Origin of the sequence: Saccharothrix sp. NRRL B-16314 (assembly GCF_000716595.1) — a bacterium.
Lineage (GTDB): Bacteria > Actinomycetota > Actinomycetes > Mycobacteriales > Pseudonocardiaceae > Actinosynnema.
This window is the reverse complement of the sequence record NZ_JNXC01000037.1, coordinates 78,909-103,493: the sequence shown is the minus strand read 5'-3', so window position 1 is coordinate 103,493 and position 24,585 is coordinate 78,909. Positions and strand designations below refer to the sequence as shown.

General features: G+C 70.5%; 24 protein-coding genes. 5 read left to right on the top strand and 19 right to left on the bottom strand.

Features of this window, described 5'->3' with window-relative positions; genetic code table 11:
- Positions 1–6: 6 nt before the first annotated feature.
- Complete coding sequence (gene hemG / locus OQ02_RS34200) at positions 7–1,425, top strand: protoporphyrinogen oxidase (protein WP_081916137.1); 1,419 nt, start codon at positions 7–9, stop codon at positions 1,423–1,425.
- A gap of 17 nt (positions 1,426–1,442) precedes the next feature.
- On the top strand, positions 1,443–2,135 hold the full coding sequence (hemQ, locus tag OQ02_RS34195) for a hydrogen peroxide-dependent heme synthase (RefSeq protein ID WP_033442788.1): 693 nt from the start codon (positions 1,443–1,445) through the stop codon (positions 2,133–2,135).
- A gap of 40 nt (positions 2,136–2,175) precedes the next feature.
- Here the strand turns inward: hemQ and OQ02_RS34190 are convergent, their stop codons facing one another.
- The 11 genes from OQ02_RS34190 to OQ02_RS34140 form a co-directional block, all read right to left on the bottom strand.
- Positions 2,176–5,403, bottom strand: a complete 3,228-nt coding sequence (locus OQ02_RS34190; RefSeq protein ID WP_081916136.1) for a S8 family serine peptidase — start codon at positions 5,401–5,403, stop codon at positions 2,176–2,178.
- A gap of 241 nt (positions 5,404–5,644) precedes the next feature.
- On the bottom strand, positions 5,645–8,872 hold the full coding sequence (locus OQ02_RS34185; RefSeq protein ID WP_231500341.1) for a S8 family serine peptidase: 3,228 nt from the start codon (positions 8,870–8,872) through the stop codon (positions 5,645–5,647).
- 196 nt (positions 8,873–9,068) lie between these two features.
- Positions 9,069–9,500: a hypothetical protein gene (locus tag OQ02_RS34180; protein WP_156077484.1), complete on the bottom strand. Its 432-nt coding sequence runs from the start codon at positions 9,498–9,500 to the stop codon at positions 9,069–9,071.
- A gap of 109 nt (positions 9,501–9,609) precedes the next feature.
- Complete coding sequence (locus OQ02_RS34175; protein ID WP_033442786.1) at positions 9,610–9,957, bottom strand: hypothetical protein; 348 nt, start codon at positions 9,955–9,957, stop codon at positions 9,610–9,612.
- Complete coding sequence (locus OQ02_RS34170) at positions 9,954–10,751, bottom strand: DUF692 domain-containing protein (RefSeq protein WP_033442785.1); 798 nt, start codon at positions 10,749–10,751, stop codon at positions 9,954–9,956. The genes OQ02_RS34175 and OQ02_RS34170 overlap by 4 nt, the downstream gene beginning before the upstream one ends.
- A gap of 200 nt (positions 10,752–10,951) precedes the next feature.
- On the bottom strand, positions 10,952–11,839 hold the full coding sequence (locus tag OQ02_RS34165) for a TIGR04222 domain-containing membrane protein (RefSeq protein WP_231500340.1): 888 nt from the start codon (positions 11,837–11,839) through the stop codon (positions 10,952–10,954).
- The gene (locus OQ02_RS34160) at positions 11,793–12,779 is read right to left on the bottom strand and encodes a TIGR04222 domain-containing membrane protein (protein ID WP_033442783.1); all 987 of its coding nucleotides are present in this window, start codon (positions 12,777–12,779) and stop codon (positions 11,793–11,795) included. The genes OQ02_RS34165 and OQ02_RS34160 overlap by 47 nt, the downstream gene beginning before the upstream one ends.
- A 92-nt stretch (positions 12,780–12,871) precedes the next feature.
- A complete protein-coding gene (locus OQ02_RS34155) occupies positions 12,872–13,816 on the bottom strand; it encodes a TIGR04222 domain-containing membrane protein (protein WP_197043618.1) in 945 nt (314 codons plus the stop codon).
- A 244-nt stretch (positions 13,817–14,060) separates the two neighbouring features.
- A complete protein-coding gene (msrB, locus tag OQ02_RS34150; RefSeq protein WP_033442781.1) occupies positions 14,061–14,498 on the bottom strand; it encodes a peptide-methionine (R)-S-oxide reductase MsrB in 438 nt (145 codons plus the stop codon).
- A gap of 19 nt (positions 14,499–14,517) precedes the next feature.
- Positions 14,518–14,832 carry a hypothetical protein gene (locus OQ02_RS34145; protein WP_033442780.1) on the bottom strand — a complete coding sequence of 105 codons (315 nt, stop codon included), beginning with the start codon at positions 14,830–14,832 and terminating at the stop codon, positions 14,518–14,520.
- A 38-nt stretch (positions 14,833–14,870) separates the two neighbouring features.
- Entirely contained in the window at positions 14,871–15,815 is a 945-nt protein-coding gene (locus OQ02_RS34140) for an asparaginase (protein WP_033442779.1), read from the bottom strand.
- A 75-nt stretch (positions 15,816–15,890) separates the two neighbouring features.
- Between OQ02_RS34140 and OQ02_RS34135 the strand changes: the two genes are divergently transcribed.
- Positions 15,891–16,535 (top strand): GntR family transcriptional regulator, encoded by a 645-nt coding sequence (locus OQ02_RS34135; RefSeq protein WP_033442778.1) that lies wholly within the window; start codon positions 15,891–15,893, stop codon positions 16,533–16,535.
- Here OQ02_RS34135 and OQ02_RS34130 read toward each other — a convergent pair.
- Entirely contained in the window at positions 16,519–16,722 is a 204-nt protein-coding gene (locus OQ02_RS34130; protein WP_033442777.1) for a DUF397 domain-containing protein, read from the bottom strand. The two genes, OQ02_RS34135 and OQ02_RS34130, sit on opposite strands and share 17 nt — an antisense overlap.
- A gap of 22 nt (positions 16,723–16,744) precedes the next feature.
- Complete coding sequence (locus tag OQ02_RS34125) at positions 16,745–17,599, bottom strand: helix-turn-helix domain-containing protein (RefSeq protein WP_197043617.1); 855 nt, start codon at positions 17,597–17,599, stop codon at positions 16,745–16,747.
- Between the two features lie 196 nt (positions 17,600–17,795).
- Between OQ02_RS34125 and OQ02_RS34120 the strand changes: the two genes are divergently transcribed.
- Positions 17,796–18,071 (top strand): hypothetical protein, encoded by a 276-nt coding sequence (locus OQ02_RS34120; RefSeq protein WP_051773143.1) that lies wholly within the window; start codon positions 17,796–17,798, stop codon positions 18,069–18,071.
- Positions 18,072–18,174: 103 nt separating this feature from the next.
- Here OQ02_RS34120 and OQ02_RS34115 read toward each other — a convergent pair whose 3' ends face one another.
- Positions 18,175–19,344 (bottom strand): acyl-CoA dehydrogenase family protein, encoded by a 1,170-nt coding sequence (locus OQ02_RS34115; protein WP_033442776.1) that lies wholly within the window; start codon positions 19,342–19,344, stop codon positions 18,175–18,177.
- A gap of 20 nt (positions 19,345–19,364) precedes the next feature.
- Entirely contained in the window at positions 19,365–20,516 is a 1,152-nt protein-coding gene (locus OQ02_RS34110) for an acyl-CoA dehydrogenase family protein (protein WP_033442775.1), read from the bottom strand.
- Between the two features lie 77 nt (positions 20,517–20,593).
- On the opposite strand from OQ02_RS34110, the gene OQ02_RS34105 reads away from it, so the two are divergent.
- Entirely contained in the window at positions 20,594–21,208 is a 615-nt protein-coding gene (locus tag OQ02_RS34105) for a TetR/AcrR family transcriptional regulator (RefSeq protein WP_033442774.1), read from the top strand.
- On the opposite strand, the gene OQ02_RS34100 is transcribed toward OQ02_RS34105, so the two are convergent.
- The 4 genes from OQ02_RS34100 to OQ02_RS34085 are packed head-to-tail and all read right to left on the bottom strand — an operon-like array spanning position 21,177 to position 24,232.
- Positions 21,177–21,902: an ESX secretion-associated protein EspG gene (locus OQ02_RS34100; RefSeq protein WP_051773130.1), complete on the bottom strand. Its 726-nt coding sequence runs from the start codon at positions 21,900–21,902 to the stop codon at positions 21,177–21,179. The two genes, OQ02_RS34105 and OQ02_RS34100, sit on opposite strands and share 32 nt — an antisense overlap.
- Before the next feature lie 6 nt (positions 21,903–21,908).
- Entirely contained in the window at positions 21,909–23,168 is a 1,260-nt protein-coding gene (locus OQ02_RS41595) for a hypothetical protein (protein WP_051773129.1), read from the bottom strand.
- A 31-nt stretch (positions 23,169–23,199) separates the two neighbouring features.
- A complete protein-coding gene (locus OQ02_RS34090) occupies positions 23,200–23,757 on the bottom strand; it encodes a DUF3558 family protein (protein ID WP_033442773.1) in 558 nt (185 codons plus the stop codon).
- A 19-nt stretch (positions 23,758–23,776) separates the two neighbouring features.
- On the bottom strand, positions 23,777–24,232 hold the full coding sequence (locus tag OQ02_RS34085; RefSeq protein WP_033442772.1) for a hypothetical protein: 456 nt from the start codon (positions 24,230–24,232) through the stop codon (positions 23,777–23,779).
- Positions 24,233–24,585 lie beyond the last annotated feature (353 nt).

Genomic DNA, 24,585 nt, shown 5'->3' with positions numbered 1-24,585 from the left:
ACCGCGATGAGGGCGCTGCGAGTCGCGGTGGTCGGGGGCGGGATCTCCGGCCTGGCCGCCGCGCACCGGCTGCGCCAGCTGCTCGGCCCGTCGGCCGAGATCACCGTGTTCGAGCAGGCCGGCAGGCTCGGCGGCAAGCTGCGCACGGTCGAGGTCGGCGGACGTGCCTACGACGTGGGCGCGGAAGCGTTCCTGCACCGCCGCCCCGAGGCCGCCGCCCTGGTCGCCGAGATCGGCCTGGCAGACCAGGTGGCGCACCCGACGACGGCGCCGTCGAGCATCCACGCCGACGGCGACACCCGGCCCATCCCCTCGCACACCATGATGGGCGTCCCCGCTTCGGCGGAAGCGGTGCGGCAGGTGCTGTCCGGCGAGGGCCTGCGCCGGGTCGCCGCGGAACCCGACCTGCCACCGATCCGGCTGGACGGCGCGGACGTCGCCGTCGGCGCGCTGCTGACCGAGCGGTTCGGCCCCGAAGTGGGACAACGCCTGGTGGGGCCGCTGCTGGGTGGCGTGTACGCGGGCCGCACGGACGTCCTGGGCCTGCGCGCGACCATGCCGCAGCTCGCTCGCGCGCTCGACTCGGGCGCCGGCTCGCTGATGGCCGCCGCCGCGACCGCGATGCCCGCACCCCTCCCGCCGAAGATCACCCGACCGCCGGTCTTCGGCACGCTCCGCGACGGCCTGTCGACGCTGGTCACCCGGCTCGCCGAGGTGTCGAGGCCGGACATCAGGCTGGGCCTGCCGGTGCGCGCCCTGGTCCGCCGAGGCCGGGACTGGCGGCTGGAGATCGGCTCCGCCGCCGCGCCGCAGCACCTGGACGTGGACGGTGTGGTGCTCGCGGTGCCCGCGCCCGCCTCCCGCAAGCTGCTCGCCGACGTCGCACCCGCCGCGTCCCGCCGCTACGCCGAGGTCGAACTGGCGTCGATGGCGCTGGTGGCGCTGGCCCTGCCGCCCGGCACCGAGCTGCCCCACCGTTCGGGTGTGCTGCTGGCGGAGGGCGAGAAGGCGCCGGACGGCGTCCCGTTCACCGCGAAGGCGTTCACCTTCTCCAGCCGCAAGTGGGCGCACCTCGCCGGGGAACCGGTGCTCGTGCGGGGCAGCGTCGGACGGCACGGCGAGACGTACCTGGTGCAGCGCGACGACGAGGACCTGGTCGCGGCGGTCCGGCACGACCTCCACCAGCTGACCGGGATCACGGCCCGGCCCATCGACACCGTCGTAACGCGCTGGGGCGGCGGCCTGCCGCAGTACGGCGTGGGCCACCTCGACCTCGTCCAGGGCATCGAGGACGCGGTCGCCGCCGTGCCCGGCCTGGCGGTGGCGGGCGCGACGCTGCACGGCGTCGGCATCCCCGCGTGCATCGCGACGGCGGACGCCGCGGCGGCCCGTGTCGCCGCTCACGTGCTCGGCCGCGTCCGCTGAGTGAGAGGATTGACTTCATGGCCCGCCTGAACTTCAACGAGCTCAACGACACCATCCGCTACACCATGTGGTCGGTCTTCCGGGTGGAGCCCGGTCGCCTGCCCGACGACCGCGGCCCGGCCGCGTCCGAGGCGCAGGAGTACCTGGACGGCTTGGAGTCCAAGGGCGTCGTGGTGCGCGGTGTGTACGACGTGGCGGGCCTGCGGGCGGACGCGGACTACATGATCTGGTGGCACTCCGAGGAGATCGAGCAGGTCCAGCACGCCTACAGCGGGTTCCGCCGCACCGCCGTCGGCCGCGCCTCCACCCCGGTGTGGAGCCAGGTCGCGCTGCACCGGCCCGCCGAGTTCAACCGCAGCCACATCCCGGCGTTCCTGGCTGGTGAGGACCCCCGCAAGTACGTCTGCGTGTACCCGTTCGTGCGGTCCTACGAGTGGTACCTGCTGCCCGACGAGGACCGCCGCCGCATGCTCGCCGACCACGGCAAGGAAGCGCGGGACTACCCGGACGTGCGGGCGAACACGGTGGCGTCGTTCGCGCTCGGCGACTACGAGTGGATGCTGGCGTTCGAGGCCGACGAGCTGCACCGCATCGTGGACCTGATGCGGCACCTGCGGAACACCGAAGCGCGGCGGCACGTGCGCGAGGAGATCCCGTTCTACACGGGCACCCGCGTGCCGGCCTCCGAACTCGTCACGAACCTGCCGTAGTGGGGGAGGGGCGTCCGACGTGGACGCCCCTCCGCACCGGCTAGCCGGTGATCCGGTAGGCCCGGATCACCGAGTGCTCGAACGTGTTGCCCTTGCTGTCGGAGCCCTTGGCCCGCAACGACGCGAAGCCCGCCTGGTCGGCGTTGCGCACGAGTGCCGCGCCGCCGACGACCGGCACCCGGGACCACGTCCTGCCGTCGTCGAACGAGACCTCGACGTGGACCCCGCGAACCTGGCCGTTGTCCGCGCCCTGCTGCTGTTCCACGGTCAGCGGGATGCGCAGCACCCGGCCCGCGGGCGTGCCGCCGTCGCCGTCGAGCCGAGGCGCGAACCGCACCACCGACAGCGGCAGCCTGCGGCTCTGCCCACCGGCGACGGTGTCGGAGCGGAACGTCCACGCGCCGGTGACGCGGGTGCCGAACTCGGAGACCCCCGGTGCCCGGACGAGGTCCACCTCGGCCCGGAAGCCGGCCGGGCCGGGCGGCACGGTGAACCGCCCGTAGGAAGCCGGGGACTCGCCGACCTCCTGCCCGTCGCGGTAGAGGGTCGTGCGGGCGGAGTCGGTGATCGTCCAGCCGAAGTTGTTCGCGGCGTCGTTGACCAGCGGCACCTGCACGGTGATGTCGTCGCCGAGCCGGGCCAGGTAGTCGTAGCGGGACGGCGGCAGGCCGGGGCCGAACACCGGGAAGTTGAACCGCTCCTCGTGTGTGCGGCCGTTGCGGTAGGTGCGTTCGTCGATCGAGAAGTCGGCCACGGCACTGGCGGCGGAGTCCCACTGCGTCATCAGCCAGTGCCACCGGAAGCCGTCGGCGGTGAGGTAGTCGACCGCGTCGCCGCCCTCGGGCACGGGGAACAGCGTGCCCATCGGGCTGGTGCCGTCGGGTGCGATGGGCAGGCCGCCGTGCCTGACCTCGTGCCCGGCCGGCGTGGGTCCGAACGCGGTTCGCACCTCGGCCAGGTCACGCCGGGAGGGTGAGCGGACGAAACCGGTCGGCACCCGGCCGTGCTCCAGCCACGCGAACCGGTAGCGGACTGCGGTCGTGCCCACCTGCTCGCCGGCCAGCTGGGTCGACAGCATGAAGTTGGCTTGGTCGTCCGGCAGCGCCTCGCCGAGGCCGCCGAGCGACAGGCCGTCGGGGAACCCCTCGAAGAACATCAGGCCGAGCGCGTACCGCGTGTCGTGGTAGGTGCGCGTCAACCGGAGTTCGGAGAGCCCCGGTGTCGGGTCCGGATCGGGTGCGGTGATCCTGACCGGCTTGGCGGTGCGGGCGTCGAAGGTGATCGAGGTGTTCCCGGTGAGCGACAGGGACGGCTGGAACAGCACGGCGATAGGGCCGTCCTGCGGGTCACCGGTCGCCACGTCCGCGGCCAGCACGTAGTCGCCCTTGGGCAGACGGGTGGTCACGGTGTTGTCAGCGCCCTCCAGGGATGTGAACACGTCGTTGTCCATGCCCATCACAACACCGCTGTAGTACGCCGGTGCCTGGCCGTTCGCGTCGAGGAACGTCGTGGTGACGTCGTAGCTCTCCACCTCGCGGTCGACGCTGACGGGCGTGCGCAGGAGGTCGCCCGCGACGACGACGCCGGCGAACACGCCGTCGACCGTGCCGACCCTGGTGTCGGCGGTGACGGACACCTTCGCCTCACCACCCGCCGGGACGGTGACCGTCGCCGGGGTGACGGTCACCAGGCCGGCGGGCGCGGGTTCGCCGCGCGGGCCCCTGGCCTCGACGGAGACGGGGAACGTGACCGGGTCCGGGCCGCTGTTGCGGTACGTCAGTTCCTTGGTGACCGGGGTGTCGTCGTCGTGCGGCCACGGCTGGGAACCCATGCCCAGGCTGGTCGGGTCGGACGTCACCGCGGTGGTCAGGGCTTCGGCGACGTCGACCCGTCCGGCGCCCTGGTCGAACGGCGTCAGCGCCGGGTTGTCCTTCGCCGCCGCCATGAGCGTCGCCTTGATCCGCGCGCCGGTCCAGTCGGGGTGCTGCTGGGCGATGAGCGCCGCCGCGCCCGCCACGTGCGGCGTCGCCATCGAGGTGCCGGACATGGACACGTGGCCCTCGTCGACCGGGGTGCCGAGCCGGCCGGTGGCGGACTTGGCCGCGACGACGTCCACGCCCGGCGCGGTGATGTCAGGCTTCACCGCGTTGTCGCCGGTGCGCGGACCGCGGCTGGAGAACGGCGCGATGCCGTCCTCCCGGTCCACGGCGCCGACCGTGAGCGCGGCGTCGGCGCTGCCGGGCGAGCCGATCGTGCCGCTCCGGCCGGAGTTGCCCGCCGCCACCACGAACAGCGTGCCGCTCTGCGCGGACAGCGTGTTCACGGCCTCTTCGAGCGGGTCGAGGCCGGGCCTGTCCACACCGCCGAGGCTGAGGTTGACCACGTCGGCGCCCTGGTCGACGGCCCACTGCATACCGCCGAGGATCCAGGACTCCGCGCAGCCGCTGAGGGTGCACACCTTGCCGTCGAGGACCTGCGCGTCCGGGGCGACGCCCTGGTACTTCCCGCCGGCACTGGCGATGGTGGCGGCGACGTGCGTGCCGTGGCCGACCAGGTCGGCGGTGTCCGCTTCGTCGGTGAAGTTCCGCTCGGCGACCTCCTTGCCGGCGAGGTCGACGTGCTGCTGGTCCACGCCCGTGTCGAGGACGGCGACCTTCACGCCGGCGCCGGTGAACCCGGACTGCCAGGCCGCGGGCGCGCCGATCTGGGCGGTGGAGCGGTCGAGGCTGGGGTGGCGCAGGCCGTCCAGCCAGATCTTCTTGACGCCCGGGTCGTCCACCAGGGACCGGAACGTCGCGGTCGCGTCGGCTTTCGCGGTTCGCGTCGCCACGGCGTCGACCGCAGGCAGAGCGCGGGTGACGTGGACACCGGTCCGCGGCCGGCCGGTGATGATCAGCGGCACGGTGTCGCGCTTCGCGTCGTCGTAGCCCGCCTCCACGAGCCCCGTCACGTCGAACAGCCGCGGGTCGAGCCTGCCGTCCCCGAGCGCCCGGGTCGCGTCACGCGGGACGACGTGCAGCCGTCCGTCGCGGTGGAACGTGTGGAAGCCGACCCGTTCGCGGCCGGGGCCGGGAACGACCGAGGTGAACGCCGTGCCGTGGAGCACGACCCGGTCACCCGTGATCAGTGTCACGGTCGTGCCGGTGGTGTCGCGGTGCGCCGGTTCCGGTGTCGCGCCGGCCACCCCGGTGGCCGTGGTGGCGACGAGCCCGGCCGCGGCCAGCACGGCCAAGGCGACCCGTCGTGATCTCGCGGTCAACAAGGACATCCTCCCGGATCTGTTGTGCGCGGCGGAAAAACGCGCAGCCGGAAGGCGCCGCTGACCAAGGCGGCGGAAACAGTCGAACCCCCCGACTACTTCGACGCTATCCACCCGCAATGGTGAGTTCAGCGTCTTTTTCGTGGGTAGTCCGCACTCGATCAGCCCAATAACGATCACTCAAAGTCTTGATATCAACGAGAGGGGGCATCCATCCGAGTGAATGCCCCCTCTCGTCAAGGATTCCGCATCAGGCGATCTTGTACGCCCGGATCACGGTGTGCTCCAACGCGTTGCCACTGCTGTCGGTCGCCTTCACCCGCAGCGACCCGTACCCGGCCGCGTTCGGGTTGGCGATCGTGGCCGCGCCCGCGGACACGGCCACCGGGGTCCACGTCGTGCCGTCGTCGAACGACACCTCGACGTCGATCCGGTCGACCCGGCCGTTGTCCGCGTCCTCCTGCTGCTGCACGGTCAGCGGCACGCGCAGCGACCGGCCCTTCGGGGCCGAACCCGTCGCGTCCAACTCCGGGGTGAACCGGACCACCGACAACGGCAGCGGCACGTACGCGTCCTCCGCCGTGGTGTCGGAGCGGAACGTCCACGCGGCGCTCACCTTCGTGGCGAACTCCGACGTGCCGGTCGTCCGCACCGCGTCCGTCTCCACCCGGTACGCCGCCGCGCCCGCCGCCACCTCGAACAACCCGTTGGCCGCGTACGCGGTCTCACCGACCTCGACACCGTTGCGCAGCAACGTGGTCCGAGCCGACGAGACCGCCGCGTTGCCGCCGTTGCCCGCGCTGTCGGTGAACAGCGGCAGCGCGAAGCTGATCCGGTCGCCGCTGCGCGACAGGTAGGGCGTCCGAGACACGGGCAGTGCGGGGGAGAACACCGGGTCGTTGAACCGCTCGTCACTCGTCGCACCCCGCTCGTAGGTGCGCTCCGGCGAGGTCAGCGTCGCCTCGACGGCGCCGTCCGCGCCGAACTGGAGGAAACCCCACGACCAAGCCAGATCCGTGGTGACCCGGTTGATCGACTCACCCGGCGCCGCCACGTCCGGCAGCCACGCCCAGCCGCCCACGCCCTCCGCGGTGATCGGATTGCCGCCGTGGCCGTACTCGCGCCCCGTCGGACCCGGACCGAACTTCGTGCGCACCTCGGCCAGGTCCGCCGCGGCCACCGCGCGCGTGAAACCGGTGGGCATGCTGCCCTGCTGCGACCACGCGAACCGGTACGTCACCGGCTTGTCCCCGTCCGGCGTGCCGCGGAACTGCGCGCCCAGCAAACCGGTCAGGTCGCCGGCGGGCAGTTGCGGTCCCGAGTGCGCGATGGACACGTTCGGGCCGAACCCGCCGAGGAACGCGGTGCTCACACTGGCCATCCGGTCACCGTGGCGGCGCACCATCGTGACATCGCCCAACGCCTCCGCCGCCGCCGGATCCGGCGTGGTGATCTTCAACGGCTTCGCGGTGCGGGCGTCGAGCACCACCGAGGTGTCCGCCGCGACGGTCAGGCCCGGCCGCGGGAGCAGCGCCAGCCTGGTGTCGTCCGTCTGCACGTCGGAGTTGGTGAAGTAGTCGCCCTTCGGCAGCCGCAAGGTGAACGAGCCGTCCGCGTCGTAGGGGAAGGCGAACGTGCCGTTGCTCAGCCCGATGACCGACGTGTAGTAGTCGACCGCCGGCGCGCCCTTGTCGTCCAGGAAGCTGAACGCCACGTCGTAGCTCTCCACCTCCCGGTTCACGCTGAGCGCGGTCCGCAGCGGCGTCGTCCCACCGGTCGCCACCACGGAACCGACGTACAGGCCGTCCGCCGACCCGAGCCGGGTGTCCGCGGTGACCGTGACCGCCGCCTCACCGCCCGCCGGGACGGTCACCTTCTCCGGCGACACGCTGATCAGCCCCGCGGGCACGTCCGCGCCACCCGGACCCGTCACCTCGGTGGTCAGCGCCAGCGTGACCGGCGCCGTGCCACCGTTGCGGTAGGTGACCGGCTTCGCCACCGGCACGTCGTCGGTGTGCGGCCACTTCTGCAAGCCCATCGCCAGGCTCGCCGGCTCGGCCGTCACCGCGACGGTCAGCGCCTTCGCCACGTCCACCCGACCCGAACCCTGGTCGAACGCCGTCAGCGCCGGGTTGTTCTTCGCCGACGCCACCAACGCCGCCTTGATCTGCGCACCCGACCAGTCCGGGTGCTGCTGCGCGATCAACGCCGCCGCGCCCGCCACGTGCGGGGTCGCCATCGACGTGCCCGACATGGACACGTGCCCGTCGTCGACCGGTGTGCCGATCGAGCCGCTGCTCGACTTCGCGGCCACGATGTCCACGCCCGGCGCGGTGATGTCCGGCTTCACCGCACCGTCGCCCACCCTCGGCCCCCGGCTGGAGAACGGCGCGATGCCGTCCTCCCGGTCCACCGCGCCCACGGTCAGCGCGGCGTCGGCGCTGCCCGGTGAGCTGATCGTCTCCGGACGGCCGTTGTTGCCCGCCGCGACCACGAACAGCGTGCCGGTCTGCTCCGACAACGTGTTGACGGCCTCCTCCAACGGGTCCAGGTCGGCCGTGTCACCACCGCCCAGGCTCAGGTTCACGATGTCCGCGCCCTGGTCGGCCGCCCACTGCATACCGGCGACGATCGCCGATTCCGTGCAGCCCTCCATGACGCACACCTTGACGTCCAGCAGATCCGCGTCCGGCGCGACGCCCTTGTACTTCCCGCCCGAACTCGCGATCGTCGCCGCGACGTGCGTGCCGTGGCCGACGTCGTCGCTGTTGTCCGGCGCGTCGGTGAAGTTCCGCTCCGCGACCTCGTGCCCGGCCAGGTCCGGGTGGTCCTGGTCGACGCCGGTGTCCAGCACGGCGATCTTCACGCCCTTGCCGGTGTGCCCGGCCTGCCACGCCGCCGGCGCCCCGATCTGCGCGGTCGACCGGTCCAGGCTCGGCCGGCGCAACCCGTCCAGCCACACCTTGCGCACGCTCGCCCTCGACACGAGCGTGCGCCAGGTGTCCGTCGCCTGGGACTTGACCACCTGCGCGGCGTACGAACCGACCGCGGACAGGGGGAGACCGACGCGCAGACCCGGTGTCGCCGGTGGGTCGTCGCCGGTCACGATCAGGGGCACGGTGTCGCGTTCCGCGTCGTCGTACCCGTACTCGATCAAGGTCGTGACGTCGAACAGCCGCGGGTCCAACCGGCCCTGGGAGACCGCCTTCGCCGCATCGCGCGGCACGACGTGCAGGTGCCCGTCACGCCGGTAGCTGTGGAACACGGTCCGTTCTCGGCCGGCGGCGGGGATCAGGGTGTTGACCTCGTCCCCGAGGAGCACGACCTTGTCGCCGGTGATCAGCGTGACTTCGTGGTGCTCGGCCCCGGCCGTGGGCGGGACGTCCTCAGCCCCCGACACACCCGGACTGCTCGCCGTGAGGCCCGCCGCGACCAGCACGGCTCCCCACGTCATACCGCGCCAACGTTTGCTCTTCACTCTCTGGAACCTCCCGGTGAGGTGCCGCGCACGGCGGAACGCGGCCGGAAGGGCGTTGCGGCCCGCGGTCGCGGCAGCGGATGCACCGGGAACGACGTGGCCCTTGACGTCACCGACGCTAGAGGCTCCGCCGGACGCGGACAGCCGCTGATTGGTCGGTAGGTTCTTGACCAATTCAGCGGAGTCCGCCGTTCACTCACCGCTCGGATACTGCGCCGTGAGGATCAACTGAGATACCTGCCTGCGGACCACCCGCTGGGCAGTCCGGACCGTTGGGATAGACCATTTCGGGGTGGAGCGTGATGTGGCGGTCCACCAGCAAAGATCCGGATTGGTCCAGCAAACGCAGCGTGGCCGTGACCTGCTCGGCGGGCAGGTCCTGGACGGCGGCGAAACCCTGTACGCCGCCGGTCGGCTCCAACCGTGCGCTGCACGAGTCGTCCGGGGCGGTGCCGGTGCACGTCGTCTCGCCGGCCTTGGTCGACGGGCGCAACTCCAGCGCGGGGGTCGAGCACCGGTCGTCCCAGCAGACTTCGATCGTCCCGGACACGACGTCGGGGTGCTCGACGTCCACGCTTACGCCGACGAGTGCGCCGATTGCCGTGCAGGCCGTCGCATCGCCGCCCACGTTCGCAGTGCCGCACGCGGTGGCCAGTAACAGGACGCCCAGGGGCCAGGTCCGTCTCCACATGTCAACGGGACGGAAGCGGGGTGCGATCAGGTTGCGTGTCGTCCGGTCAGGTGGCGGTGCGCTGCCACCAGCGCTTCTTCTTCGGCGGCTTGAGTTCCCCCTGGCCGACGGCCCAGTCGGCGAACCTCGCGGCGTCCTCGCGGAAGCGGGTGCCGTCCTCTTTCGGGTGGGTCCGGGCGTAGGCGTCGAACAGCGGCCGGAACCGTTCGCCCAGCTCGTCGGCCACGTCGGGGCGCAACATCTCCACGATCCCGCGCCGTTTGTTGCGCAACGCCCGTTTCTCGATGCGCACCCGGTCCTCGTCGAACCCCGGCGGCGTCGCGCCGTCCGCCAACAACGCCCGCAGCAGCTCCGTCTGAGCCGCCGCCAACCGGTCGCGCTGGGGTTGGGTCATCCCAGCACCGCCCGGATCGCGGCCAGCTCACCGGCCAGTTCGGCGTCGGCGGGGTAGTGGTCGTCGCGTTCCAGCAGGACGCCCGGCGGGTCGACGCGGGCGCGGAGTTGGGCGAGCACGTCCAGCACTTCAGGGCGGACGGCGTGGGCGTGGGTGTCGTGGTAGACGCCTTGGTGCTCTTCGCCGCCGGCGACGTGGACGTAGGCGAGGCGTTCCAGGGGGATTTCGTCGAGGAAGCGGGAGACGTCGGTGCCGAGGTTGCGGGCGTTGGCGTAGAGGTTGGCGACGTCGATCAGGAGGTGGCAGTCGGTGCGGTCGACCAGTTCGGCGAAGAACTGGCCTTCGGTGAGGTCGGCGTCGGGCCATTCGAGGAGCGCGGCGACGTTCTCGAGGGCGAGCGGGACCGGCAGGTCTTGTTGGGCGGCTTTGACGTTGGCGACGAGGACGTCGAGCGCGTCGCGGGTGCGGGGGAGGGGCATGAGGTGCCCGGAATCCAGCCCGCCGGCGCGCACGAAGCAGACGTGGTCGCTGACCAGCGGGGCGTCGAGCGCTTCGGCGAGCGAGGCGAGGTGGGCGACCCGGTCGCGGTCCACCGGCTCCGCGCCGCCCAGCGAGAGCGAGACGGCGTGCGGGAGGACCGGGATGCCGCGGTCGCGGAGGAGGAGGACGGATTCGGGCAGGTGGGAGACGTGCAGGTTCTCCGCGACGACCTCGACGAAGTCGACGCCGGGCAAGCGCTCCACGGTGAGATCGATCTCCGGCCGCCAGCCGATCCCGACACCCAGTTTCTCCACGAGCGCCCCACCCTTCCCGCTGCTACCGTGCCGATCTTCAAACCTGAGTGCCCTGGCTACCCGATTGGGTGATCATCACCGAAATATGTACGGAAACACTGTTACCGCCACTCCGTTGAAAGAGTAAGGAGCCCGGCAACCCCACCAGTCCACCCCGTGTCCACCTGACAGCTCAGCCCTTGTCCACCTGGCCGCCCCACTCAGTCGCCCCCGCCACCCCCACCACAGCCACCGCCCCCACCGCACGACGACCCACCGCTGTCCGAACTGCTGCTGCTGCCGCTGTCCGAGCTGGAGCCACCGCCACAGCTGCTGCTGGAGCAACTGCCACACCCACCGCCGCACGAAGCCCCACCGCTGGACCCCTGACTCCGCGACCGCCGCCGAAGCGTCGCCGAGACCGTCGGCGCGATGCCCAGGATCCTCCACAGGTACTGGCCGCGGACCTTCCCCAGCAGCCCGTACGCCGCTACCAGCGTCAGGCGGTTGGGTATCCCCGGCTCGGTCATCGCCGTCGCCGCCGCCTGCCGCAGCCGCCGCACCTCGGCACGTCCCGAAGCGGTCAGCGGACGCCCCGCGCGTCCGAGCACCGCCGCCACCAGCAGCATGGCCACCGCCGTCCCGCCGGCCACCGCGAACGGCAGGTCCAGCGCGATCGCCGCGAACACCCCGAGCACGGCCGCCAGCACCACCAGCCGCCTCAGCCCCCGCACCGCGCGCCGCCGTCCGGGCGAGACCACGAAGCCGCGGTCGATCAGGTGCAAGCGCAGCCGGCCCGACTCGGGGCCGCCGGCCGTCGCGGTGATCACGTCACCCAGCGAGCGGGGGACGGACGCGAGGGTGCGTGCCTGGAGCGGGGTTCGCGGTTGGGTTCGGGACTGGACGGGGCTGACCAGGCCGTCGCGGGAGATCCGCAGCGCGCCGGCCTCGGTCAGCGACATGACCGCGAACTCGGCGGCCCGGCCCGGACCGCCGACCAGGAAGGCCTGCTCCTCCAACCCCAAGCCGGTTTGCGCTGGTCCGGCGTGCCCTTGCCACGGGTCAGGCGTCGAACCCGCCGTAGCCGGAGTCCATGAATTCGCCACCATCATCGCCCTCCAACCACTCTGCGGCCAACCAACCACCCGCGAACCACCCGCCGGCCACCAGCCACCCGTTGCGCCGCCGCCAGCGTTGCGGTTCGACCACCACGGCACGCCTGCGCCGGGGAAGCGGATGCTGGGACGTTTCCGCAGGTGCGATCGGTTCCACGCGTTCGCCGTCGAACACCCCCGTCACCCGCCCCGCCGACCCCGACCCCGACCCCGAGCCCGCAGACCCCGAGCCCGAGCCCGAGCCCGACCACTCCGACCCCGTGCGCGACGCAGGCGGAAGGGGCGGCGTGGACGTGCGAGTCAGGCCGTATCGGGCGGTCACCTCGGCCGGGTCGACCGGGGCGAGGCCCGCCGTGGCCTCCTCGTACGCCCGCGCACCCCTCCTGGTCAGCACAGGCGGCGGACCCAACAGCAGCAGGACCACCAGCGCACCGGTGACGGACAGCGCGGTGACCGTCTGCCAACCGCTCGGACCTGCGAAAACAGCCACCACCGCGAGCAGGGCCAGCGGCACGACGGCCAAGAAGGCCCGCACCAGACGCCGGCGCGGCGCCACCAGCAGACCACCCGCCACCAGGCGTTGTCCGATCTGCCGGGCCGGCCCGCTGGTGGCCACCCCCACCACCAGCTCGTCCACATCCCGCGGCTGGTCGAGCCGGGCCAGCACGACCGACTGCAACGCGGTCAGCGAACCACCGGGACCGGGCACCGCCGCGACCACCGAACCGGACACCCTCGCCCGGTTCTCGGCCACCAGCCCCGACACCGCCACCTCGACCGCGCGCACCGGCCCACCGCCGAGGTAACCGATCTCCTCGAACGTCAACGGCCGGTCGGGTGCGGCGCCGGCGACCCGCTTCAACCGCAGGCCCACCACCACCGCGACGACGAGCGCCGGCACGTACCACCACAGGAACGTCAACGAGAACGCCATGGCGCCACCCTAGGAGCCGTCAAGCCCGAACCGGTCCGATCGGGCCAAAGCCGTAAGGAGTCGTAAGAGCCATAAGCGCGGGTGGGGAGCGGTCAGCTCCCGCCGCCACCACCGCAGCCCCCGCCGCCGCAACTGCTCGAACCACTGCTGCAACTGCTCGAACCGCTGCCGCACCCGCCACCGGTCGTGGCGGAGTACGTCCCGCCCGCATACGCCCCACCCGAAGCCGAACGACGACGAGAACCGGAAGAGCGGGCACCGGGACGCGGGAACGGCGCCGTGCGGGCAGCGGCACGCAGCAAGACGTCCGGATGGGCGCTGAAGCCGTTGAGAGCGACCAGCTCGGCGGCGTTCGCCGAGCCCGAGCCGGTCCCTCCCCACCCCCCGGTGATCCCACCTGCGCGAGCTTTCGCCACCGCCTCACGACCCGTGGCGGTGAGCATCAGAGGGGACGCCTTCACCAGCAGCCCGACCAGCACCCCCGTCAGCACGAGCTGCAACGTCAACCACCCCACGGGCGCACCGATCACCAGCCCGTTCACCGACCGCGCCACACCGACGACGAACAACAGCACCATCGGCACGACACCGGCCCGCAACCGGGACTTCGCCACTTCCGGCGCGACTAGGTAGTCCATTGAGGACAGTCGACGGCCGACGTCCAGGACCGCGTCGTGATCCGACACCGACGTGATGAGCAGCGTCAACGTCCGGTACCGGTAACGGGTCGCGTCGGCGAGCACGGCCTGGTCGACCGGATGAGCGGGAACGGTGGAATCGGCGATCCGCACCGATCCGCTGCGCGCGGGCACGAGCGTGCCGGCGTCGAGGAGCCCGGCGACGGACGTCTCGGCCACCCGTCGTGGCCCGCCGGTCAGGTAAGCGATGTCCAACAGGCCGAGCACGCCTGCGGGGACGACTCCCCGCGTCCCCCGCAGGCGCACTCGGACGAAGATCGCGATCCCCAGCGTCACCGCCAGCGCGATCCAGTACAACTCCAGGAATTCCGGGCCCGAAAGCCCCCACGGTCGCTCCACGGTCCACCCCCTGTGGGCCTCGGTGGAACCGAAGAGGTCCACCAGCAGGAGGCAATCGTGTGCGCCAGGCCACACCCCGACAAGAGGGCTTTAGCAAGCCTTAGGGTTCACGACCCGGTGCCGTCAAGCGGGCGTCAGGATGACGAAGCGCCGTCCACGCCGCCCGAACCTTCACCATCGGTGCCCTTGAAGATGCGCATGATTCCTCCTGGTGTGGATCTTGACATCATTCGGAGTAGCACCTTCAGTCTGCTTGACCAGGTGGGCTTTCGACCAGACGCAAGCTGATCGAGTTGATGCAGTACCGCTGGTCCGTCGGCGTCGCGTAGCCCTCACCCTCGAAAACGTGCCCGAGGTGGCTGTGACATGTGGCGCACAACACTTCGGTCCGCACCATCCCCATGGCCCGGTCCTCGCGCAGGATCACCGTGTCCGCGTCCGCCGGTGAGAAGAACGACGGCCAACCGCAGTGGGAGTCGAACTTCGTCTCGCTGCGGAACAGCTCGGCCCCGCACGCGCGGCAGACGTAGACGCCCTCGGTCTTGGTGTCCGTGTATTCCCCCACGAACGCGGGCTCGGTGCCCGCCTCGCGCAGCACCGCGTACTCCTTGGGCTTCAGGATCTCCCGCCACTCCAGCTCGGAGTGGACCACCTTCGGGGTGGCGCCGACGACAGGTTCCATGACCCCAGGTTAGTCCGAGTCACCCGAAGAAGACGGTGATCAGGTCGCCCAGGTAGTACCAGACGCTGAGCGCCACACCCAGCAGGATCAGGCTCACCACCACGACCGCGAGCTGCCGGCGCAGGCCACCCGCCCGGTTCGCCGAGTCCGCGAACTGCTCGACGCCCGCCAGCGACCCCTCGACCGTGAGGCTCGGGGGCTGCCGCTTCATCCGGCCGAGGTGTTCCGCGAACGCCTTGGTCTCGGGGTCGTCGGGGTCGAGGCCGATCAACTCGTCGTCGATGTCGCCCTGAGGGCGCTCGTCCGGTCCGTCGGCGGCTCTGGCGCTGGCCATGACCCCAGCGTAATGGGCGGTTCAACCGCCGGGGAGGGTCAGCCGACGAGGGCCGGTGAGGGCTTGATCGCACCCACCGCGCGGCCGTGGCCGAGCACGGGGAACGTCGCCAGCTCGTCCGGCGCCCGCACGCCGAGCCTGCGCAGCGCGGCCACCAGGACCACGGCCCGCGCCCGGCTGGACCCGTCGGCGATCTTGCACGCCACGGCCTCGCCGCTGGGCAGACCGATCGCGTAGACGCCCTCCGCGCCGTCCTTGGCCACCGCGCCCGGGATCGCCAGCATCAACTTCGTGACGTCGCGGTTCGTGCCGCCGACCCACTCCGGGTGGCGGTTCATCGCCTGCGCGATCCGCCGCTCCGGGCCTTCCGACGCACGGGCCAGCGCCCCGAAAGCCCTGGCCAGGCCCGTGAGGCTGATGCCGAACAGCGGTGCGCCGCAGCCGTCGACGCCCTCGGCGCCGATGCGTTCGCCGGCGAGTTCCTCCAGGGTGTCGCGGACGGCGCGCTGGAGGGGGTGGGCCGGGTCGAGGTAGTCGTGCGTCGACCAGTCGTTGACGACGCAGGTGGCGAGCATGGCGGCGTGCTTGCCGGAGCAGTTCATGTACTGGGGGGCCTTCGGCCGGCCGGCCGCGAGGTGGGCCTTGAGCGCGTCCTCGCCGATGGGCAGGTCGGGGGTGCACTGGAGGGCGGACTCGTCCAGGCCGTGCCGTTCGAGGATCCGGTGGACGCCCTCGATGTGGAAGTCCTCGCCGGAGTGGCTGGCGCAGGCCAGGGCCAGCAGCTCGCCGTCGAGGTCGAGGCCGTGGCGGAGCATCGCCAACGTCTGGATCGGCTTGTTCGAGGAACGCGGGTACGTGGTGTCGTGCGGCCGGCCGACGGAGACCACTTCGCGGCCCGCCGCGTCCAGGGCGATCACCGAGCCGTGGTGCACGGACTCCAGGAACTCGCCTCGCCACACCTCGGCGACCAGTTCGTGTGCCATGCCGACCCCTCCTCGATGCGCTGCCAACTGTCGACAGTTAACATGGCGAGGGTTGTCTGGCGCTAGGAGACGTTCGTGACACCTCCCCTGCACATGAGCTTGGCCGGTCAGACCGTGGACGTGCTCCGCGAGCTGGTGCTGACGGGCGACATCGCGCCCGGCGCGCGGGTGAACGAGGTCGAGCTGGCCCAACGGCTCGGCATCTCGCGCGGACCGCTGCGCGAGGCGATCCGGCACCTGGCGTCCGAAGGGCTCCTGGTCCTCGCGCCGCACCGGGGCGCTTCCGTGCCGAACGCCGACGCCGCCGACGTGCAGGCCCTGTTCGAGCTGCGGACGGCGCTGGAGTGCGCGGCGGCCGAGCTGGCGGCTTCACGGCGTTCCGACGGGGACGTGGTGCGGCTGCGCGCGGTCTGCGACGAGTCGCGCCGCGCCTACTCGGCCGGTGAGCGCTTCCCGTACCGGCTGGACCTGGCGTTCCACCAGGCTTTGCTGGACGCCGCGCGCAGCCCGCGCATCGCGGAGCAGGTGCGGCTGGTGCAGCAGCGGGTCGTGTTGCTGCGGAGCGGTTTGCGGGACGACCCGCCGCACCAGAACGCGTCGTTGGACGACCACGACGCCCTGGTCACCGCCATCGCGGCCGGTGACCCGTCCCGCGCTTCGGACGTGATGCGCAAGCACCTCGCCCGCGTCTGCGCCCAGATGCTCACCAGCTTGGGCTGACCTGTTCCAGGCCGGCGAGGAACTTCCGCCACTGCTCGACCTTGAAGGTCAGCGTCGGTCCGGTCAGGTTCTTGGAGTCGCGCGCGGCGACCCGATCACCCATCGACGCCACTTCAACGCAGGATTCGCCTTCCCCGCTGAAGCTGCTCTTGCGCCAAGCCGCCCCCAACAGGTCCCTGTGCTGCATGGTTGCTTGAACCCCCTTCGTCCTAGCCAGTGGCAATCTCGGCGATCAGCGACAGCGAGTCTTTGGGGCTCTTGGCGACCGCTACCAGCTGATCGAAGTCTGTCCGGAAGTGCTTGATGTCGGCGTCCGACTCCAAAAATATCTCACCTGCCTGGCTGTCCAAGTAGATCAGGTCGGCGTCCATCGGGTCCTCGAACTCCAGGATGAGGAACTGGCCGGGCATGCCTGGATGAACGCCGGAGCTGAACGGGATCACCTGGATCGTCACGTGCGGGGCCATGGCTGCTTTCACCAGAGCCTCGCACTGTGCCCGCATGATGTCCGTTCCACCGACCTCACGGCGCAGTGCCGCCTCGTCGATGATCACCCAAAGCTTGAGCGGCTTCGCCTTCGCCAGGACGGCCTGGCGCTCCATCCGGGTGCGAACGCGGTCTTCGACCCTCTCGTCGCTCGCTTCGTGCAGGATCCCGCGGATCACCGCACGGGCGTAGTCCTCGGTCTGGAGCAACCCAGGGACGAAAAGCCCTGAGTAGTTGCGGACACCTTGCGCTTCGGCCTCGAAGTTGATGTAGGCGGTGTACTCCTCGCGCAGATCCTCGTGCCAGGGTTGGATCCAGCCCTGGTTGGCGGACTGCTTGTACAGCGCCATCAGGCGTTCCTGCTCATCGCTCGGCACGCCGTACAGCTTGAGCAGGGCGGCCAACGTCCGGTACTGCGGTCGGGTCCGGGCGGTCTCGATGCGGTAGAGGGTGGTGGAGTTGATGCCGGTTTTCTCCTCGACGTCCTCCCGCCGCAGCTCCGTCCCGTCACGAAGCCTTCTGAGCTGACCGGCCAACCTGCGCAGTCGGATGGTCGGCGCGCTCTTCTTCGTGGCCACGGTGGTCCGGCCCCTTTCGTGCACGTGCGTCCGCCGAACGCTGCATGGCAAATGCAAGGTGCAGCTATGCATTTTTTGCGTTTCGCGGCCGAGTCTGGGAAATCTAATGTGCGGTCACCGTAGCGGATCAGTGACGTTGCGTGAGCGCATCAACGGTCGCGCCAACGGTCGCGCCGACAAGGGAAGGGGTACCCGCGTGCCACCGTGGACCAAGGAAGAGTTCACCGGACTCATGCACCAACTGGCGGTCAGCGAGGCGCCTCGGCTGTTCGCGATCGTGGAGGAGTACGGCGAGGCGGAGGACGCGCGCGTCGCGGGCTACGGCCTGGCCTACGCCGACCGTGCCGAGGTCGACGGCGTGGAGGGCGGGTTCCGGCTCAGCTCCCAGAGCGCGGAGAGCGCCCGGGTGTTGTTCGAGCTCAGCTCACGGTCGTCCGGCACGCAGCGGGCGCACGTGGTGTGGCTGGGTTGACGTGCCGGGGCCGACGTGCCTGGGTTGATGTCGTGCCTGGGTTGATGTCGTGCTGGACCGGAGGGCTGATGGCGGACAGCCCTCCGGCGGGCGAGAAGTGTTGTCAGCCCAGCGTTCCCGTGACCTTCGAGTGTCCCTTGAGGAGGTTGCGGGCGATGGTGCGGCGCTGGATCTCGTCCGTGCCCTCGTAGATGCGGAGCAGCCGGAGTTCGCGGTACCAGCGCTCGATCGGCAGCTCACGGGTGTAGCCCATGCCGCCGTGCACCTGGAGGACCCGGTCCACGATCTCGTTGGCCTTGATGCCGCCGTAGAGCTTCGCCATCGACTGCGCCTGCCGCGAATCGACCTTCTGGTCGACCAGCCACGCGGCGTGCAGCACGAGCCAGCGCAGTGCCTCGATCTCGACCGCGGAGTCGGCGATCATCCACTGGATGGCCTGGTACTCGGCGATCGGCTGGCCGAACGTGACCCGGTTGTTCGCCTGCTCGATGGCCATCTCGACCAGCCGTTCGCACGAGCCGATCGCCCGCGCCGGCAGCAGGTAGCGGCCCTGGCCGATCCACTGCATGGCCAGGTGGAAGCCCTTGCCGACCTCGCCGAGGATGTTCTCCTCGGGCACCCGGACGTTGTCGAACACGAGCGCGGCCGGACCCCACTGGCCCATGGTCGGGATGGGCTCCGACTTCCAGCCCATGTCCCGGTCGACCAGGAAGCAGGTGACGCCGCCGTCCGCGCCCTTCTCCTTGTCGGTCACCGCGAACACCATCGCGAAGTCCGCTTCGTTGCCCTGCGTGATGAACGTCTTCTCGCCGTTGATCACCCACTCGCCGCCCTCCTTGCGGGCGGACGTGCGGATCGCCTTGGCGTCCGAGCCGGCGCCGGGCTCGGTGATCGCGAAGCACGACACGCGTTCACCGGAGATGGTCGGCAGCAGGTAGCGCTGCTTCTGCTCCTCGTTGCCGTGGAACAGGATGTTGTCCGCGTAGCCGCCGAAGCGGAACGGGACGAACGAGCGGCCCAGTTCGGCTTCCACGAGCGCCGTCATGAGCGCACCCAGGCCCATGCCGCCGTACTCGGTCGGCGTGAGCACGCCGAAGAACCCGGCCGCCTTCGCCTTGTCCTGGAGTTCCTTCAGTTCGTCGCGGGTCAGACCGGGCTCACCCAGGCGTTCGCGCCGCAGCACCTCCGGTTCGAGCGGCGTCACCTCCTTGCGCACGAAGGTCCGCACCCAGTCGCGGATCTCCTTCTGCTCCTCGTCGAGCGTGAAGTCCATGCCGTCCTCCCTCTACCCGTCTACATGAACGCGTTGATGCCGGTCAGCGCCCGGCCGATGAGCAACTTCTGGATCTGGCTGGTGCCCTCGTAGAGGGTCGTGACCCTGGTGTCCCGCAGGTACTTGCCCACCGGGTACTCGTCGATGTACCCGTACCCGCCGAACACCTGGATGGCGTTGTTGGCCACCCGGACGGCGGCTTCGCTGGCGTAGAGCTTCGCCATCGACGCCTCCGTGCTGAACGGCTCGCCGCGGTCGGCGAGGTCCGCGCACCGCCACGTGAGCAGCCGCGCGGCGTCGGTTTCCACGGCCATGTCGGCCAGGAGTTCCTGCACCAGCTGGAAACCGGCGATGGGCTTGCCGAACTGCTCGCGTTCCTTGGCGTACTTGAGGCTCGCCTCCAGCGCACCGCGGGCGGCGCCGACGCAACCGGCGGCGACGGACATGCGGCCACGGTCGAGCGCGGCCATGGCCAGCTTGAAGCCGGTGCCCTCGTCGCCGACGCGGCTGTCGTCCCTGACCCTGACCTGGTCGAGGGTCAGCTCGGCGGTGGCCTGGCCGCGCATGCCGAGCTTGCCGTGGATCTCGGTGGCGCGGAAGCCGGGGGAGTCGGTCGGCACGAGGAACGCGGTGATGCCCTTCGGGCCGGGACCACCGGTGCGGGCGAAGATCAACGCCACGTCGGCCCACGTGCCGTTGGTGATGAACACCTTCCGGCCGGTGATCAGCCAGTCGTCACCGTCGCGGACCGCCTTGGTGGCCAGGGACGCGGCGTCCGAGCCGGTGCCGGGCTCGGTGAGGCCGAAGCAGCCGAGCTGCCCGCCCGAGCACAACCCGGGCAGCCACCGTTGTTTCTGCTGCTCCGTGCCGTGCTTGTAGATGGTCTTCCCGACCAGGCCCAGGGAAACGGAGATGATGCCGCGCACGGCCGAGTCGCCGCGGGCGATCTCCTCCAGGACGAGGCAGTACGCCAGGTTGTCGCCGCCGCTGCCGCCGTACTCCTCGGGGATGCCGAGACCGAGGAAGCCGACCTCGCCCAGTGCGGGCACGAGGTCACGATCGATGGCTTCGTCGCGGTCCCAGCGGGCGGCGTGGGGGACGATCTGCTCCTCGGTGAACCGGTGCGCCAGGTCCTTGAGTTGCCGGTGTTCGTCCGGGATGCGCAGATCCACCGGGGTGACCTCCTAACCGAACGGTGTTAGGTTATCTAACCTAGGCGCGGAATCGACCACAGGCAAGGGGAGCGGACATGCCGAGGAGCCCGATCCTGAGTGCCTCGCGCATCCGGACCGCCGCACTGCACATCATCGACCGGGATGGGCTGGACGGCCTGTCGATGCGCAAACTGGCCTCTGAGCTGGGCGTTCAGGCGGCTTCGCTGTACGGGCACGTGAGCACGAAGGACGACCTGCTGCACGACGTGGCGGCCCGAATCCTGGAAAAGGTCGACGTGTCCGGGTTCGAGGGCGGCGACTGGCGGCAGGGTCTGCTCAGCTGCGCGCGTTCGTACCGGGCGGCGCTGGCCGCGCACCCGAACATCGTGCCGTTCCTGGCTTACGGGCCGGCGCACCGGGAGGCGTCGCTGCGCCGGCTGGACGTCGTGCACGGCGGGTTGGTGTCGGCGGGGTGGTCGCGGCGGGAGGCGACCATGATCGCGGCGTCGTTGATGTACCTGGTGTTCGGTGCGGCGTTGAGCTCGTTCTCGAGCGGGTTCTCCGAGGACCAGACGTTCTACCGGGACCGGTACCCGAACCTGGACAAGGCCCACTTGCTGCCCGCGGTGGCGCGGGAACTCGACCACGACAGCTTCGAGCTGGCGCTGAACGCATTCGTCACCGGGCTTGAGGCGCGAGTGCCTGGCTGATCCTGCGCACCAGGCCCGTGTGGTCGGCCGGTGCGACGGTCAACCAGTCCGTGCCCATGCCGGCGTACCGGCCGCGTGGCGTGTCGATCCAGGTGACGGCGGTTCCGTGGGGGCGGGCGGTGAAGTGGCCGGTGCCGGTGATGGGGCCGGCCAGCATTTCCCGGAGCACCCGGACGTCGTCGTCAGCGCTGGTGCGGACGGTCTGCCTGATGCCCTGGCTCGGCGGTCGTCGTCCTTGCACCGCCGATGCGGGAACGGTGACCGGACGGCCCGGCCCTGGTGGTCGTGGGGGCAGGACGCTCACCGCGGCGTGGGCGAGGCCGACTTCTCGGAGGAGGTCGAGCTGGACGCCTTCGCTCCCCTGGACGGCCAGGACGGCGTACCTGCCGCGGGCGGCGATCAGGGCGCGCACGAGTTCTTCCTTGGCGACGTCCAGCATGCCCATGACGGTGATCGACGTGTCCGGGGTGGCGAGGAGGCGCAGTGCGTCTTCGAGTTCCGGTTCCGGACGGCCGCGTCTGGCCAGGCCCCGGCGTTCGAGGTCGGCGTGGACGTCATTGCGGACGCGGGCCCGTTCGTCCAGCGTCGTGCCGTGGTGGGGGATGTCGAACGGGTAGGGGATGGCTGTCCCGGCCCGCAGGTCCTCCCAGAGGACCTCGAAGGCGGGCAGGGACAGCCTCGCGATGGTGCTCATGCGGTGTTATTCGCCGATGGTGGGTGGGGAGACGAGGCGGTTGTCGTCGAAGTACTCGTCGGTGGGGATGAGGTACTTGGCCTTGTGCTCCTGGTCCTCGCCACCCTGCCCCTGCCCCTGACCGCCCGCGCCCATGCCGCCCATTGCGCCGGGCGTGCCCGCCGCGCCGCGTCCGCCTTGGCCTGGTGCGCCGGCGTGGTTCGGCGTGCCGGTCGGGCCGAAGCCGCTCTGGCCGCCGGGACCCATCGGCCCGAACCCGCCACGTCCCACGCTGCCGCCGGGTCCACCGGGCATGCCGGGACGTCCGCCCGTCGCGTTCGGTCCGCCTGGTCCGCCCGGTCCACCTGGTCCGCCACCGGGGCCGCGTCCGGGCAGGCCGGGTGGGCGGACGTTGGGTGGTGGGAGGTGCCTGCCCGACTGGGGCGGCAGCTTGCCGGGCGGGGTGGTCGGTGGCCTGGTGCCGGGCGGCATCGCCCAGGGCGGGGTGACCGGTGGGGCCGGCGGGCCGGAGGGCGGCAGGTTGACCGGCGGGGTCACGGGTGGCGGCGGTGCCACGGTGGGCGGTGCGGTCCAGGACGTGTTGGTCGTGCCGCTGGTGGTGCCCGTGCCCTGGGTGTTGGTGCCGACCCTGCTGCTCGGTTCGACCGTGCGGGTGTTGACCGAGGAGGTCTGGGTGGTGCTGGTGGCGGTGCCCTGCTCCTGGGTGACGGTCGGCATCTCGGCGAAGGCGGGCATGGCGCTGGTCGCCGAGCGCATCGCGTCGTCGCGGGACTGCATCACCTGGATGGCCTCGGCCTTGGCGCCGTCCGACTTCGCCTTCTGCATGGGCATCGTCATGGGCAATGCCGCCAGGTTCAGGATGTTGCCGCTGCCGATGGCGTCGGTGAACATCTTCTTCGGGTCGTAGGCGACGGGTTCGGGCATCCGTGCCTTGGCCTCCGACGCCGCCGTCGTCTGCGAGTGCAGCGCCGTGCCGGTGGCGGTGAAGTGGTCACCGGTCATGTCGCTGAACTTGCCCACCTTCGCCAGCGCAGCCCGAGCCCCCTCCGCCGCACTACCGGTCCAGGCGTCCTGCGAGCCGTTGACGATGACCTGGAAGTCGACGGCCAGTTCGGTCAACGTGGTCCCGATGTTCTTCCACTCATCGGCGATCTCGCCCGCGAGACCGGGATCGAACTTCTCCTCGACCTGCCGCTTCATCTCCTCGTGCGGGTGGGCGGGGTAGTTGGCGGTCGGTTCGGGCGCCTGAGGCTTTTCGCGAGTCATGTCATCCCCCCTCGGGACGGTCGAACAGCAGTCAGGGCAGCTTCGGTGCGATCAGTTCGGCAGCCTTGGTGGCGCGCTCACACGCGGCGACCGTGTCGGTGGAAGTAGCCTTCAACGTCCCGATGGCCTGCACACTCGACGAGTTCGAGACCGAAATCACCACGTGGCAGACGTATTTGGCGCCCTTGTGCGATTCCACCTTGGTCGCGTCGTATTTGCCGATCTTGATCGGGGAAGTCTTTTCGCCACGGTAATCGAGGTCTTCGATGCCGCGCGTGGGGTTGACGCCGATGATCAGGCCGCCATTTCCGCTTTCGCTCCAATCGCAGGCATCGGTGCCCCCGACTCGATCAGGCTCCCCGGGGCTCGTCAAGTTCAGGCCGGTTGCTTCGCTCGAAGTGAGCAGATCGCAAGGCTTGACGTCCGCGAGTGCGCCGGCATCTGGTTTGGCACTGGTGGTCGAAGAGTCGGCCGTCGTGGTGGGGGTCGAGCCGGCAGTCGGCGTGCCAGGTTCGTCGGTGCACGCCACGAGGAGCATGGCGAGGCCTGCGATGGCGGCGACGGAGATTCGAGCGAGTTGGCGATTCATGGGGTGTCGTGTTGTCCTGTCAGAGGTTGTTCAGTGTTTGCGCCTTGGCGTCATCGACATTCTGATAGGACGCGCGACTTTTTTCGATCTGGGTTTTGAGGTCATCGATCGCAGTGGTCATCTCGGGGATGATCTCACTGAGCACCTGGCTGCCGAGCTGAGCGTTGACCCCACCGATCTCCTCGGCATATCCACCACCCAGTGGGGTGTGGGACGTGAGCAGCGTCGAGCGGCGCACGATCTTGTCGAGCGCGTCCTGCATCTCGGTGAGCTTCTTCAGCATCGTGTCGACCGCTTGTGGGTCGACCGAGAGTGCCTGCGCTTCACTTGCGGCGGACAGGGCCTTGGTGGCGGCGACGACGTCGCTCATCCCCATGGTGAACAGGCTCGCCAGTCCACCACCGCCCTGCTCGCGGTACTGCTGTAAGGCGTACTGGCCGACGTTTCCCGTCAGCCCCCCGTTGTCGCCGGTCACAGCACAAACCTCCCCGATTGCGCTCCGTGGTCAGCACGAGACTGTATCGAAGCGCCAGGCAGGCGGGGCCGAGATCATCTACGTCCACGCGAATGGGTTAAAGCAGGTCGGGCTCGGACGGTGCTAACGCGGTGATAGGTGGGCGTGAAACCGCTGGTCGGACGGGTGATCTGCGGGCTGGATACATCGCACTTCTGTGCTGATCGCCACGACGGCGCAGTTGCCACTACCCGCCGCCGTTCCGGCCGCTCGCGTGACGGCCCAAGCTGCCGAACTGGGTCGTACGTGGCGGGCTCGGGTGTCCGTCCTCGCCGCAGGCTCCGCGTCGTCTGCGGGTGCAGCGCCGTGCAGGT